Origin of the sequence: Flavobacterium undicola, assembly GCF_009909155.2 — a bacterium.
In the GTDB taxonomy this organism is placed as follows: Bacteria; Bacteroidota; Bacteroidia; order Flavobacteriales; family Flavobacteriaceae; genus Flavobacterium; species Flavobacterium undicola.
The window spans coordinates 15,857-29,023 of sequence record NZ_JAAAPM020000006.1; the positions used below are offsets into that span (position 1 = coordinate 15,857).

18 protein-coding genes are annotated in these 13,167 nt (G+C 33.3%); 15 read left to right on the forward strand and 3 right to left on the reverse strand.

What is annotated here, in order from left to right; genetic code table 11:
• The first annotated feature begins 60 nt into the window (after positions 1-60).
• Positions 61-618, forward strand: coding sequence for a DUF3575 domain-containing protein (locus GTZ96_RS05015; protein WP_161641502.1), 558 nt, complete (start codon positions 61-63; stop codon positions 616-618).
• Here the strand turns inward: GTZ96_RS05015 and GTZ96_RS05020 are convergent.
• Positions 615-842, reverse strand: coding sequence for a VF530 family protein (locus GTZ96_RS05020; RefSeq protein ID WP_161641504.1), 228 nt, complete (start codon positions 840-842; stop codon positions 615-617). The two genes, GTZ96_RS05015 and GTZ96_RS05020, sit on opposite strands and share 4 nt — an antisense overlap.
• A 70-nt stretch (positions 843-912) precedes the next feature.
• Here GTZ96_RS05020 and smpB point away from each other — a divergent pair, with 70 nt between their 5' ends.
• Positions 913-1,368, forward strand: a complete 456-nt coding sequence (gene smpB, locus GTZ96_RS05025) for an SsrA-binding protein SmpB (protein WP_161641506.1) — start codon at positions 913-915, stop codon at positions 1,366-1,368.
• A gap of 11 nt (positions 1,369-1,379) precedes the next feature.
• Here the strand turns inward: smpB and GTZ96_RS05030 are convergent, their stop codons facing one another.
• Complete coding sequence (locus GTZ96_RS05030; protein ID WP_161641726.1) at positions 1,380-2,021, reverse strand: protein-L-isoaspartate(D-aspartate) O-methyltransferase; 642 nt, start codon at positions 2,019-2,021, stop codon at positions 1,380-1,382.
• Positions 2,022-2,143: 122 nt separating this feature from the next.
• Here GTZ96_RS05030 and GTZ96_RS05035 point away from each other — a divergent pair, with 122 nt between their 5' ends.
• The 13 genes from GTZ96_RS05035 to GTZ96_RS05095 all read left to right on the forward strand — a co-directional run bounded on the left by GTZ96_RS05035 (position 2,144) and on the right by GTZ96_RS05095 (position 12,125).
• Positions 2,144-3,109: a Gfo/Idh/MocA family protein gene (locus tag GTZ96_RS05035; protein WP_161641508.1), complete on the forward strand. Its 966-nt coding sequence runs from the start codon at positions 2,144-2,146 to the stop codon at positions 3,107-3,109.
• An 80-nt stretch (positions 3,110-3,189) separates the two neighbouring features.
• Positions 3,190-4,077 carry a 3-hydroxyacyl-CoA dehydrogenase family protein gene (locus tag GTZ96_RS05040; RefSeq protein ID WP_161641510.1) on the forward strand — a complete coding sequence of 296 codons (888 nt, stop codon included), beginning with the start codon at positions 3,190-3,192 and terminating at the stop codon, positions 4,075-4,077.
• An 18-nt stretch (positions 4,078-4,095) separates the two neighbouring features.
• Positions 4,096-4,770: a YggS family pyridoxal phosphate-dependent enzyme gene (locus GTZ96_RS05045; RefSeq protein WP_161641512.1), complete on the forward strand. Its 675-nt coding sequence runs from the start codon at positions 4,096-4,098 to the stop codon at positions 4,768-4,770.
• A gap of 46 nt (positions 4,771-4,816) precedes the next feature.
• Entirely contained in the window at positions 4,817-5,185 is a 369-nt protein-coding gene (locus GTZ96_RS05050; protein ID WP_161641514.1) for a four helix bundle protein, read from the forward strand.
• A 90-nt stretch (positions 5,186-5,275) separates the two neighbouring features.
• Positions 5,276-6,637 (forward strand): exonuclease domain-containing protein, encoded by a 1,362-nt coding sequence (locus tag GTZ96_RS05055; RefSeq protein WP_161641517.1) that lies wholly within the window; start codon positions 5,276-5,278, stop codon positions 6,635-6,637.
• Between the two features lie 74 nt (positions 6,638-6,711).
• Positions 6,712-7,635 carry a tRNA (adenosine(37)-N6)-dimethylallyltransferase MiaA gene (gene miaA / locus GTZ96_RS05060; protein WP_161641519.1) on the forward strand — a complete coding sequence of 308 codons (924 nt, stop codon included), beginning with the start codon at positions 6,712-6,714 and terminating at the stop codon, positions 7,633-7,635.
• Positions 7,636-7,655: 20 nt separating this feature from the next.
• The gene (locus tag GTZ96_RS05065; protein ID WP_161641521.1) at positions 7,656-8,396 is read left to right on the forward strand and encodes an acyl-[acyl-carrier-protein] thioesterase; all 741 of its coding nucleotides are present in this window, start codon (positions 7,656-7,658) and stop codon (positions 8,394-8,396) included.
• 100 nt (positions 8,397-8,496) lie between these two features.
• Positions 8,497-9,183, forward strand: coding sequence for a peptidoglycan DD-metalloendopeptidase family protein (locus GTZ96_RS05070; protein WP_161641523.1), 687 nt, complete (start codon positions 8,497-8,499; stop codon positions 9,181-9,183).
• Positions 9,180-9,644, forward strand: a complete 465-nt coding sequence (locus GTZ96_RS05075; RefSeq protein WP_161641525.1) for a hypothetical protein — start codon at positions 9,180-9,182, stop codon at positions 9,642-9,644. The genes GTZ96_RS05070 and GTZ96_RS05075 overlap by 4 nt, the downstream gene beginning before the upstream one ends.
• Positions 9,645-9,654: 10 nt before the next feature.
• Positions 9,655-9,819, forward strand: coding sequence for a hypothetical protein (locus GTZ96_RS05080; protein WP_161641527.1), 165 nt, complete (start codon positions 9,655-9,657; stop codon positions 9,817-9,819).
• Between the two features lie 19 nt (positions 9,820-9,838).
• Complete coding sequence (locus tag GTZ96_RS05085) at positions 9,839-10,177, forward strand: hypothetical protein (protein ID WP_181033145.1); 339 nt, start codon at positions 9,839-9,841, stop codon at positions 10,175-10,177.
• Positions 10,178-10,306: 129 nt separating this feature from the next.
• Positions 10,307-10,780: a nuclear transport factor 2 family protein gene (locus GTZ96_RS05090; RefSeq protein ID WP_161641529.1), complete on the forward strand. Its 474-nt coding sequence runs from the start codon at positions 10,307-10,309 to the stop codon at positions 10,778-10,780.
• 160 nt (positions 10,781-10,940) lie between these two features.
• Complete coding sequence (locus GTZ96_RS05095) at positions 10,941-12,125, forward strand: MFS transporter (RefSeq protein WP_161641531.1); 1,185 nt, start codon at positions 10,941-10,943, stop codon at positions 12,123-12,125.
• On the opposite strand, the gene GTZ96_RS05100 is transcribed toward GTZ96_RS05095, so the two are convergent.
• Complete coding sequence (locus tag GTZ96_RS05100) at positions 12,114-13,163, reverse strand: o-succinylbenzoate synthase (protein ID WP_161641533.1); 1,050 nt, start codon at positions 13,161-13,163, stop codon at positions 12,114-12,116. The genes GTZ96_RS05095 and GTZ96_RS05100 overlap by 12 nt on opposite strands.
• Between the last annotated feature and the right edge of the window lie 4 nt (positions 13,164-13,167).

Here is a 13,167-nt window from a genome sequence, read left to right on the forward strand (position 1 = left end):
AAAAACATATATTTACGCCCAAATTGACAACAACAAACAATGTTGTCAGATAAAAACACAATGAAAAAAGCAATTTTATTTTCTTTCTTTCTTCTATTATCATTGGCTACTACAGCTCAAACCTACATAAAACTTAACGGGCTTTCGGCTTTAGTTGGTGTTCCTCAAATTGGAGTCGAAACAAGTATTGGAGCTAAATCAACTTTTAGTGTTGATGTTTTTGCTTCTTTATGGAAATCTTTTGATGGAAAACCAATGCAAACTATCATGTTAACACCAGAATATCGCTATCATTTTAAAGAAAAATATAATGGGATATATGTGGGTTTTCACTCTGGTCCAGACATTTATAAATTACAAAAATGGAATTATTGGGGAACTAATAAATATGAAGAAGGATTGGGATACCGTATAGGGGCAACAATAGGTTATCATAAAAAACTAAGCGACAAATTCGTTTTAGATGCTTTCTTAGGTGGTGGATGGCATCAGGGTTTTTATAAAGGGTATTATACTGATGGCACACCCGGAAGATATGAATCAGTCGAACATTACAATAAAAGTGGTGAATGGCTTCCGTATAGAGGAGGCATTATGATTTCTTATAAACTAAATTAACCCAATTTATTTAAAGATTGAACATATAATTCTTCTACTTTTTTTCTAGCCCAATCGGTTTTTCTCAAAAAAGTCAAACTTGATTTTATACTTGGTTTATCTGTAAAACATTTGATTTTTATTAATTCGCCCAAAGTATCAAATCCGTAAAAATCAACTAATTTTTCCAATATTGCTTTTAAAGTCATCCCGTGAAGCGGGTCATTTGAAGTTTGTTTTTCCATAAAGCAAATTTATATCAATTTCATTAAAAAATTGTGGAATTTTAGTAATTGTTCCTACATTTGCATTCTTATGCTAAAAACTGTCAACATACTTAATAAAAGAGCTCGATTTGATTATGAAATAATCGAAAAATTCACTGCTGGAATTGTGCTAGCAGGAACTGAAATCAAATCTATCCGATTAGGAAAAGCTAATATTACCGAAAGTTTTTGTGAATTTAGTGGCACTGAACTCTTTGCCATTAATACCTATATAGAAGAATACGCCTTTGGAAACCAATTCAATCACAAATCCAGAAGCGAAAGAAAATTGCTCTTAAACAAACGAGAACTAAAAAGTCTTGCCCGAAGTGTACAAGCCAAAGGTTTAACCATTATCCCTTTACGATTGTTTACCAATGAAAAAGGAATTGCGAAACTGGAAATTGGTCTTTGTAAGGGTAAGAAAAACTACGATAAACGCGAATCTTTGAAAGAACAGGATACCAAACGAGATTTGGACAGAATAAAAAAAGCTTTTAATTAATTTTAAAAGCTTTAATTTTTATCTTCTAATAAAGGAACAAATCGGAATTTCCCTAATTCGTGTTTTTCAAACTGTGTTTCATTTTTTCGAATAAGCAACGTCATTATTTGAACTTCTTCTCCTAGCGGAATCACTAATCGTCCTCCTATTTTCAACTGAGCCATTAATGGTTGCGGAACAAAAGGTGCTCCAGCAGTGACAATGATACTATCAAAAGGACCATACGTTGGCAAGCCTTTATATCCGTCTCCAAAAGAAAGATGTTTAGGTCTAATACCTAATTTTGGCAATAAAGCCGAAGTTTGTTTGAATAACTCATTTTGCCTTTCTATGCTATACACTTTAGCCCCCATCAAACACAAAACAGCCGTTTGATAGCCCGAACCTGTTCCTATTTCTAAAACTTTATGATCTTTTTTTATTTCCAATAACTGAGTTTGAAATGCTACCGTATAAGGTTGCGAAATAGTTTGCCCCGCACCTATTGGAAATGCTTTGTCCTGATACGCATAAGCTTCGAAACTGGAGTTTAAAAAAAGGTGTCTTGGTATTTTTTTTATCGCATCAAGCACACGTAAATCAGTAATTCCCTTTTGTTCTAAAGTGCTTACTAATTGATTACGAAGTCCTTGATGTTTTGCTGTATCTTTCAATGTTGGGAGTTTATTTTTTTGTAAAAATAACAGTAAAAAATCCAAAAAGCAATATCCAAAATCCAAATCAATTTTTCTATATTTTAATTTGAATTTCCTATTTTTGTTAAAAATACATTATCATGCTAAAAGTAGGAGTTTTAGGTGCTGGTCATCTGGGAAAAATTCATTTGCGTTTATTACAACAATCTGAAAAATATGAATTAGTTGGTTTTTATGACGAAAATCAAGAATACGCCGAAAAAATCTCAAAAGAATTTGGATACACTAACTTCAACACTATTGCTAAATTAATTCATGCTGTAGACGTAATCGATATTGTAACTCCTACCCTTTCGCACTACAAATGCGCCAGAACGGCCATCAAATCAGGAAAACACGTTTTTATTGAAAAACCCATTTCGAATACCATCGAAGAAGCCGAAGAAATCATTGCCTTAGCAAACGAATACAATGTTAAAGGACAAGTAGGACACGTAGAACGTTTTAATCCCGCCTTCATTGCTACGAAAAATATGGTTGAAAATCCGATGTTTATAGAAACGCATCGTTTGGCCGAATTCAATCCGCGTGGTACAGATGTTCCTGTGGTTCTGGATTTAATGATTCACGATATTGATGTTATTTTAAGTGTTGTCAATTCAAAAGTAAAAAACATCAGCGCCAGCGGAGTTTCAGTAATCAGTGACACACCAGACATTGCCAATGCCCGAATCGAATTTGAAAATGGTTGTGTTGCCAATTTAACAGCAAGCCGAATTTCGATGAAAAACATGCGCAAAACACGTTTCTTCCAAAAAGACGCTTACATCTCCGTTGACTTTTTAGAGAAAAAATGTGAGGTCGTAAAAATGAAAGATGCTCCTGAAGTTCCCGGCGATTTTGATATGATTTTACAAAATGCCGAAGGAGTAAAAAAACAAATCTATTTTTCGAATCCTGAAGTACAACAAAACAACGCCATCTTAGACGAATTAGAAACATTTGCTGATGCTATTGTCAATAATACAGCTCCAATTGTAACTCTGGATCAAGCTACCGAAGCTTTAAGAGTTGCACACCAAATTATAGCTTGTTTCAAGAAATAAATATTTTTTTTACACAAACATTAAATTTTAAAAGTTACGTTTCGTAACTTTTATTTTTTTAAATATAAATCGAATACTGAATGAAAATAGTAGCAGTAATAGGCGCAGGAACTATGGGTAATGGAATTGCTCATACTTTTGCCCAAAATGGTTTTACCGTAAAATTGATTGATGTTTCCGAAGAAGCTTTGGAAAAAGGAATGACTACTATTTTTACCAATTTGGACAGAATGCAAAACAAAGGAAGCATTACTGCCGAAGATAAAATGAAAACCATTTCGAATATTATTTGCTATACTGATATTGAAGACGGTGTGGTTGGTGCTGATTTAGTGATTGAAGCGGCAACTGAAAACCTGGATTTAAAACTTAAAATATTCAAAAAACTGAACGAATATTGTTCTCACAACACTATTTTTGCTACTAATACTTCTTCTATTTCCATTACTCAAATTGCAGCTGTAGTCGCGCATCCGGAACGGGTAATTGGGATGCACTTTATGAATCCTGTCCCCCTAATGCCTTTGGTAGAAGTCATTCGCGGTTACAACACCAGCGATGAAGTAACCCAATTCATAACGACATTAGCATCCAAATTAGGAAAAACAGCTGTTGAAGCCCATGATTATCCCGGTTTTGTTGCCAATAGAATTTTGATGCCTATGATTAACGAAGCCATTGAAACCTTATATAACAAAGTAGCTGGAGTGAGCGAAATTGACAACGTAATGAAATTAGGAATGGGACATCCGATGGGACCTTTACAACTAGCTGATTTTATTGGACTTGATGTTTGTTTATCGATATTAAATGTGATGTACGAAGGTTTTAAAAATCCAAAATACGCTCCTTGCCCACTTTTAGTTAACATGGTCAATGCTAAAAAATTAGGCGTAAAATCGGGAGAAGGATTTTATGATTACAGAGAAAGTAAAAAAGCAGAGAAAGTTTCTAAACAATTCCAATAGAATTAAAAAAACACAACAATGTCAATTGCAGAAAATTTACTGTCTATAAAAAACAATTTACCCGAACAAGTAACTTTGGTAGCGGTTTCTAAAACCAAACCCGTTGCTGATTTGATGGAAGCTTACAATGCAGGTCAAAGGATTTTTGGTGAAAACAAAATTCAGGAAATGACCGAAAAATGGACGCAAATGCCCAAAGACATTCAATGGCACATGATTGGTCACGTTCAAACCAATAAAGTCAAATTCATGGTTGAATATGTGAGTTTAATTCATGGCGTGGATAGTTTTAAATTGTTACAAGAAATCAACAAACAAGCTCAAAAACACAATCGTGTAATTGATTGTTTACTTCAAATACACATTGCGGAAGAAGAAACTAAATTTGGTTTAGATGAAGAAGAATTAAACGAGATTCTTAATTTCGTTCAAAATAACAAAGAAGGATTTAAAAATATCCGAATTGTGGGTTTAATGGGGATGGCTACTTTTACGGATAATCAAGAGCAAATCAAAAAAGAATTCTCACATTTGAAATCTATTTTTGACAAAACAAACCTACTTCTAACTTCTAACTTCAAACTTCTAACTTTGTCCATGGGAATGTCAGGCGATTATAAATTAGCTATTGAATGTGGTAGTACGATGATTCGAGTAGGAAGCAGTATCTTTGGAAATCGCAATTATCAATAGCAATTGCAATAACAAAATTCAATGTCAATTTCAATAACAGTGAAAAATGGAAGTAAACGAGCCTCATTTTGACAAAATTTATAATTTAGAAGACAGATTAGTTCGATTTGCTGGCGAAAGTATTTTCTTTGTTAGAAAATTAGATAAAACATTCGAACTTGATTATTATAAAAATCAATTAATTAGATCTTCTGGAAGTGCCGCACTTAATTATGGTGAAGCACAAGGTACAATATCTAGTAAAGATTTTATTTTCAAAGTTTCATTAGTTGTAAAAGAACTTAAAGAATCTAGAAATTCATTAAAAATTCTTGATTACATAAAAGCAGGAGATTCAGAAGAAAGAAAATGGCTTTTGACGGAAGTTGAAGAACTTATCGCAATCGCTTCAAAAATGATAAACAACAAGAAATAAATCAATTGCAATAACAATTTTCAATTTTTAAGAATTGACATTGATTTTTGTCATTGCTATTGATTTTTGATATTGAAATTGACATTCAACATGTACGCAATATTAGACATAGAAACCACTGGAGGGCAATTCAACGAAGAAGGAATTACTGAAATTGCTATATATAAGTTTGATGGTCATCAAATTGTTGATCAATTCATCAGTTTAGTGAATCCTGAAATTCCCATTCAACCCTTTGTAGTTAAATTGACTGGGATTAATAATGCTATGTTGCATTCGGCACCTAAATTTTATGAAGTGGCTAAGCGCATCATTGAAATGACAGAAGGTTGTGTTTTAGTGGCTCATAATGCCGATTTTGACTATCGCATTCTTCGAACTGAATTTCGCCGTTTAGGATATGATTTTAATATCAAAACGCTTTGTACCGTTGAATTATCCAAAAAACTATTGCCTGAACAAACTTCGCATAGTCTGGGGAAATTAGTCCGTGCTTTAGGAATTCCAATGGCCGACAGACATCGTGCCAGCGGTGATGCCATGGCAACTGTGAAGCTATTCAAAATGTTATTGGACAAAGACCTGGAAAAAGAAATTATTACTGGCTTAATCAAGTCGGAAATACAAAAAGGTATTGCTCCAAAACTATTAGATATTATTGGAAGTTTACCTTCAAAAACAGGAGTATATTACATTCATAATGAAGAAGGTAAAATAATTTTTATTGGTAAAAGCCGAAACATCAAAAAAAGAGTCAATCAGCATTTTACGGGAATCACCAGAAGCGCTAAAAAAATCCAAGCGGAGGTTTTTACTGTAACTTATGAAGAAACCGGAAACGAACTCATTGCACTGATAAAAGAAGCTCAGGAAATTAAGATAAACAAACCCGTTTACAACCGAATGGCTCGCAAGAATCATTTTTCATGGGCTATTTATTCTGAAAAAGACAGCGAGGGTTATTTGCGTTTAAAACTGCAAAAAACCGATGGGAGAAAAAAAGAAATTCTTTCGTATGTGAATGCCGCTGATGGAAAAAATGCACTGTTTCGTATTACAGCCAATTACCATTTGTGCCAAAAATTAACAGGTTTATATGAAACCAAAACCCATTGTTTTCAACATACTATTAACGAATGTGACGGCGCCTGTGTGGGTAAAATTCCAAGCTCAGAATACAACGAAAGAATTCAAAGTTTCATTGATAAAAACAGCTTCGACAATAAAAACATGATTGTTATTGACCGGGGAAGAAATATCAATGAAAGAAGTGCCATATTAGTCGAAAATGGTGTTTATAAAGGCTATGCTTTTTATGATTTGAACTATCAGATTACCAATGTCGATATCCTAAAAAATATCCTAATTCCAATGGAAAATAATCGGGATACACAACGAATTATTCAAGCTTACATTAGAAAAAACAAATCCTTAAAGATTATTCATTTTTAGAAAAAAGACTATATTGTCATTAATGCACAAGCACAAAACTTGTTAAAAATTTTGTTTTTCCCTAGAAACCAAATATGAAACACCTAATTACCATAATCGGGCCTACAGCCATAGGAAAAACTGCTTTGAGTATTCAATTAGCCAATCATTACAATTGCGAAATTGTTTCTTGTGATAGCCGTCAGTTTTTTAAGGAAATGACTATTGGAACTGCTGTTCCAAATCCAAAAGAATTGGTTGCTGCAAAGCATCATTTTATCCAAAACAAATCTATTTTTGAAAATTATACCGTAGGCGATTTCGAAAAAGAAGCCATGGCAACCATTGAAGAATTGTTCAAAACCAATGATTATGTGGTTTTAGTAGGCGGTTCCGGATTATATGTCAATGCTATCTTGCAAGGTTTTGACGATTTCCCTGAAATTGATTCGGCTGTACGCCAAGAAGTCAATGAGCAATACGAAAAACTAGGTATCGTTTATTTACAGGGAGAGCTAAAAAAACGAGATCCTGATTATTTCGAAAAAATTAATCTCGAAAATCCGCAAACCTTACTCAATCCGCAACGTATGATGCGATTTGTAGAAGTTTGTATTGGAACAGGAAAAGCCTATTCTTCTTTTTTAAACCAAAAGAAAAACGAAAGAAGCTTCACTCCTATCCTCATTGGCCTTGAAGCCGAAAGAAATGTGATGTACAACCGTATCAACCAACGCGTAGACATTATGCTGAATGAAGGTTTGCTTCAGGAAGCCAAAAGTTTGTATCCAAATAAGGAGTTAAATGCACTGCAAACCGTCGGTTACCGAGAATTATTTAGTTATTTTGACAAGGAATTCTCTTTAGAATTTGCCATCGAAGAAATCAAGAAAAACACCCGTCGTTTTGCAAAACGCCAACTCACTTGGTTCAAACGAGATGAAAACACCAAATGGTTTCATTTTGAAACACCAATACATCAAATAATTGATTATATCAATTTGAAACAAAAATCATAAATCTAAATTCATAAATCTCCATGCCAATAGATTCTAATTTCACTTCTGTATTAAGTAAAGATTTTGAAATCAATTTTACTCAATGTTTGCCATCGGGAAACTTAAAATATACTGAATTGTGTAATCTTTTACAGCTTACAGCAGCAGCGCATTCTGAAATTGGAGGCATCAGTTTTACTGATATGCAGGAATTTGACCAAGCCTGGGTTTTGAGCAGAATGCGAGTAGAAATTAGCGATTTGCCAAAATGGAAAGATACCGTAACGGTAAAAACATGGATTAACAGTTTGGAAAATTCGCGTTCGGTACGTGCTTTAGAAATGTATGTCAATGGTAAAAAAATGGTGGGTTGCGAGACTTTTTGGGCGGTTTTTAATACTAAAAAACGTCGTCCTGAACTATTAACATTGGCACACGATCATTTTGAATTATTCCCGGATTTAAAAGCTACTCAAGAAGGATTTTCAAAAATTGAAATCAATCCTGAAAAAGAAGAAGTTTTTAGTAAAACCGTTATTTTGTCTGATTTGGATATTGTCAACCATGTTAATAATGTCAAATATCTGGAATGGTGCATGGATTTGGTAGATGAAAACATCATTTTGAAGCAAAAAATAAAAAGCTTCGAAATGAATTTCATGAAAGAACTTTCATTGCGCGATCAAGTTATGATTCATGAAAATGTTTCAGACGATGTTATTGTTTTTAGCATCACTAAAGAAGATAAAAACTGTTTTGCCTTACAGTTAAATTTGAGGTAAATTTCCAAAAACAATCCTAATTTTTGCTAATTAAAAGTTATAAAGCCAAACTGAATTTTTTAGCTTGGCTTTTTTTGTCTTATTTTAATCTTTCAAAATAATGACAATCATCAAAAATCTTTTCAAAAATACAGAACCTATTCATCTATTGGCTAATGCCAATTCGGAGAAGGATTATTTTCCTTTGGATTTATCAGCTTCTAATGTGGATTTAGAAACGATTAATCTCGCAAATGCTACAGCAGTTGAAGCTTACATTCAACAACAAAGAGAATTTTGCGATTCTAAAATTGCCTTTGGAGGTTATCTGGAAAAACGAAATTTATACCAAAGAAGTACCCATTTTAAGAATGAGAATTCAGAAGAACGTAACATTCACATTGGAGTTGATTTATGGACTCAGGCAGGAACATCCGTAATTTGTCCAATGGATGGCTGGATTCATAGTCTTAAGAATAATGCCGCAATTGGCGATTATGGGCCAACAATTATTTTAAAACATCAATTAGAAAATCATGTTTTTTATACTTTATACGGTCATTTGTCGTTAGAAAGTATAAAAAATCTAAAAAACGGAATGCCTTTTAAAAAAGGGCAAAAACTGGCAACCCTTGGAAATCCATCTGAAAATGGTGATTATGCACCACATTTGCATTTTCAAATCATCAAAAATATTGAGGATTACGATGGAGATTATCCTGGTGTTTGCAGTGAATCTAATTTGGATTTTTATTTAGAAAATTGTCCTGACCCTAATCTATTATTAAAAATAAAAAAACTAAAATGAAAAAACTGATCGTAATCTTAAGTCTAATTGCATTAGTAGGATGTAAATCAAAAAAAGTACATCAAAAAGATGAAGTTGTAAAATTGGCTTTAAGCCAAGTCAACAGCAGTCAAAAAAACAAGGCTTACGAATTAGGAAAACGCGTTTTAATGACTTGCAATACATCTAAATTCAAACCCTTTACAGCCAGCGAAGCTACAACATCAGTTATCAATAATATAACTATCGAAAAACTCTCTAAAACCTGTTTCAAATACCGACAATGGTATGGTACTTTTAAAGACTTAGAATTAGCTGAAGTGTACAAAAACACGAATGACCAAACAACAATATATCGCTTTAGAGCTTTGTATAGTAAAAAAATAGCCAACAAAGAATTGCGTGTTTTTATAAATTCCGACAATTTGGTTTCGTCCATAAAAACATCCGATTGGACAGATACTTTTACATACAACCCATAAAAATCTCTAAATGAAATCAAAAATAGTACTATTCTTTTTATTTATTTCGATTGCAGCCACAAGTCAGGAAATAATGACTCTAAAAGGCAATAAACAATACAAAGCCACTCCTAATTGGAATTTCATAAGTACTAATTATTCCCTTAGTGGTGAAGTTCAAAATACAAGTAGCTAAGACAGAAAGCGGGGGTCTATTGAAAATTTCGGCTGCTACGACCAATCCTAAATTTATTATTTCTGGCACGACGTACGTCTATCTTAGTGACAACAGCTATATCAGTTGTACCGATAAAGGACTATTTAAAAATAGTGACAATACACTTAGTTCCTATTTTACTTTTACAGCTGCTGAAATGAACAAACTTAAAAAGCTAAACATCGCGTCGATACGTTTTAACATCAAAGGGAAATCGGGGAATTTTAGTAGTCAAACAGGAAATTTTACAGCTATTAATAAAAAATCTTATTACACGACTAGCTATAAAAACAGCAAAAACACATTTGATACAAACAAAGAAATTAGTGTGCTGTAAGCAGAGTAATTTTGTTTTCATCCAAAAAAATATCACAATATTTATCCACAAAAAAACATTCAAAACAAAAAATATTCTTACATTTAATTTAAAATACAAATTACGCATTTTATATTAAAAGTCTAAAATATGACTCCATCAGAAAAAATAATTCATCAATTATACACTTCAATTGCTGATGGTACAATTTCAGAAATAGAAAGCTGTTATAATCCAAATGTAAAATTTCACGATCCTATTTTTGGCACATTAAAAGGTCCGGAAGTTCCTAAAATGTGGAAAATGTTGATTGAAAAAAGCAAAGGAAACCTAGCTATAGAATATACAATTATTAAAAGTGGCCCCCATAAAGGTTCTGCACAATGGACGGCGACTTATACTTTTGGAAAAAACAAAAGACCAATAAAAAACACAATCCACTCAGAATTTTATTTTAAAGACGGACTCATTATCAAACAAAATGACAATTTTGATATTTGGATTTGGGCAAAACAGGCATTCGGTTTTTCTGGTTTTCTTTTAGGTTGGACTGGTTATATGCAAAATAAAATTCATCAAAAAGCCAAATCATCTCTTAATGATTACATAGAAACAACTTTGTAAAATAAGCATACTCTATTAACTTCTCTCGCTAGTTTTTCAAAACTAAATCCAATCCATTACTTTCTGGTATCTTTTCATATTCTAAATACTTAAAAAGCATTAAATTTAACTGATCATTTAAATCCTGTCCCAATAAAAGCAATCTTTTAAAACAAAAAGAATGAAACCTATTTTAACCATAATAGTTCTTTCTCAATTTCTTTGTACTTCATTGTGGTTTGCCGGAAATGCTATTATGCCTGATTTAATACGTCATCTTCAAGTTAACGAAGGTTTCCTTGCTAATATAACCAGTGCCATTCAATTTGGATTTATCATCGGAACATTATCCTATTCTATATTTACTATTTCGGATCGTTTTTCTCCATCCAAAGTATTTGCAGTAAGTGCTTTTTTGGCAGCAATATTTAATTTGGGAATTAACATCGATACAATCAGTCCCAATATTCTACTTGTATTACGATTTCTAACAGGCTTTTTTCTTGCTGGTATCTATCCAATAGGAATTAAAATTGCATCCGATTATTACGAAAAAGGACTCGGTAAATCATTAGGCTTTTTGGTGGGCGCATTGGTACTTGGCACTGCTTTTCCCCATTTAATCAAAAGTATAACGACTAATTTACCCTGGAAATTGATTGCTTATGCCACTTCTCTGTTTTCTGTTTTAGGTGGCCTATTAATTTTAAATTTTGTTCCGGATGGCCCTTATAGAACCGCCTCTTCTAAACTAAATTACAAAGCATTCTTAAGCGGATTTAAAAATGAAGAGTTTAGAACCGTTGCTTTTGGCTATTTTGGACACATGTGGGAATTATATACTTTCTGGGCTTTTGTTCCTGTAATGCTAGCTAAGTACCAACTCCAGCATCAAAACTTAAACCTAAACCTTCCATTGCTTTCATTTACAATAATTGCTTTTGGAAGCCTTGCCTGTGTTTTTAGCGGTATCTATTCCCAAAAAACAAGCCCATATAAACTAGCCAACATAATGTTGCTGTCTTCCTGTATTTGTTGTGTTATTTCACCATTATTACTTTCTAATGATTCCATCTATCTGCTGATGTGCTTTTTATTATTCTGGGGATTTGTAGTTATTGCAGATTCTCCTCTATTTTCTACCTTGGTTGCCCAAAATGCACCAAAAGAAACCAAAGGAACATCGATTACTATTGTCAATTGTATCGGATTTTTTATCACCATAGTCAGCATTCAGTTCATTCAATATAGCTCTAAAATTATCAATTCCGATTATATTTATATGCTTTTAGCAATAGGACCAATAATAGGTTTGCTCAATTTATTTATCCATCGTCCTCAAAAAACGGAGGAACTACTGAAGTGATTTTTCAAAATCAAAGTTCCAATCCAACTCTTTTTTGTACCACAATTGTCCTGCTGAAACTTCAAGCGGACAATCAAAATTATTGGTATAAAGCGCTCCTGTTCCCAGTCCCTGAGGCATTACATTATGTTGTAAAAAAGTCCATTGCGCAATCGCATTTAAGCCAATATTACTCTCTAAGGCCGAGGTAATCCACCACCCAGTTTGGTGCTTTTCAGCCAATGTAATCCACTCTTGAGTTCCTCGAAAACCACCTACAAAACTGGGTTTTAAAATAATGTATTGCGGCTTGATTTTTTGCAATAATTGCTCTTTTTCAGCCAATGTAAACACACCGATCAACTCTTCGTCTAAAGCAATAGGAAAAGGAGTCGTTTCGCACAACTCTGCCATCCTGTCAGTATTGTTTTTTTGAACAGGTTGCTCAATACTATGTAGTTTAAATTCAGACAATTGATTTATTTTATATAAAGCTTCATTTAAACCAAAAGCTCCATTAGCATCTACACGAATCTCTACTTGTTCCGGAGTGAAATACTCTCGAATATAGCGCAATAATTCCAGTTCTTTTTCGAAATCTATAGCGCCAATTTTGAGTTTTACACAACGAAAACCTTGAGCTAGTTTTTCTTCAATTTGCTGCTTCATAAAAGCCGCTTCGCCCATCCAAATCAAACCATTAATTTCGATTGATTTTTCGCCTTCGGTAAAGACAGAAGGAAAGAGCAAAAAAGGAGTTTCACTCGCTAAGGATTGAAAAGCCATCTCAACCCCAAACTGTATCGAAGGAAACTCAATTAAAGCTTCCCAGAGCGCGTCTTTACCTAAATGAATATTAGCGCAAGTCCATTGTAATTTGGCTTCATAATCGAGTCTATCATCAGCGCTTAAACCTCTTAGAATTCCACACTCTCCTATTCCCTTTTTTCCGTCTTTTTCCAGAACCAGAAACCAGGTTTCCTTTTCGGTCATCACACCACGGGAAGTTCCAGATGGTCGTTTGAAATTGAGAATGTATTTATGATAGGTTGCTTTCATTTTT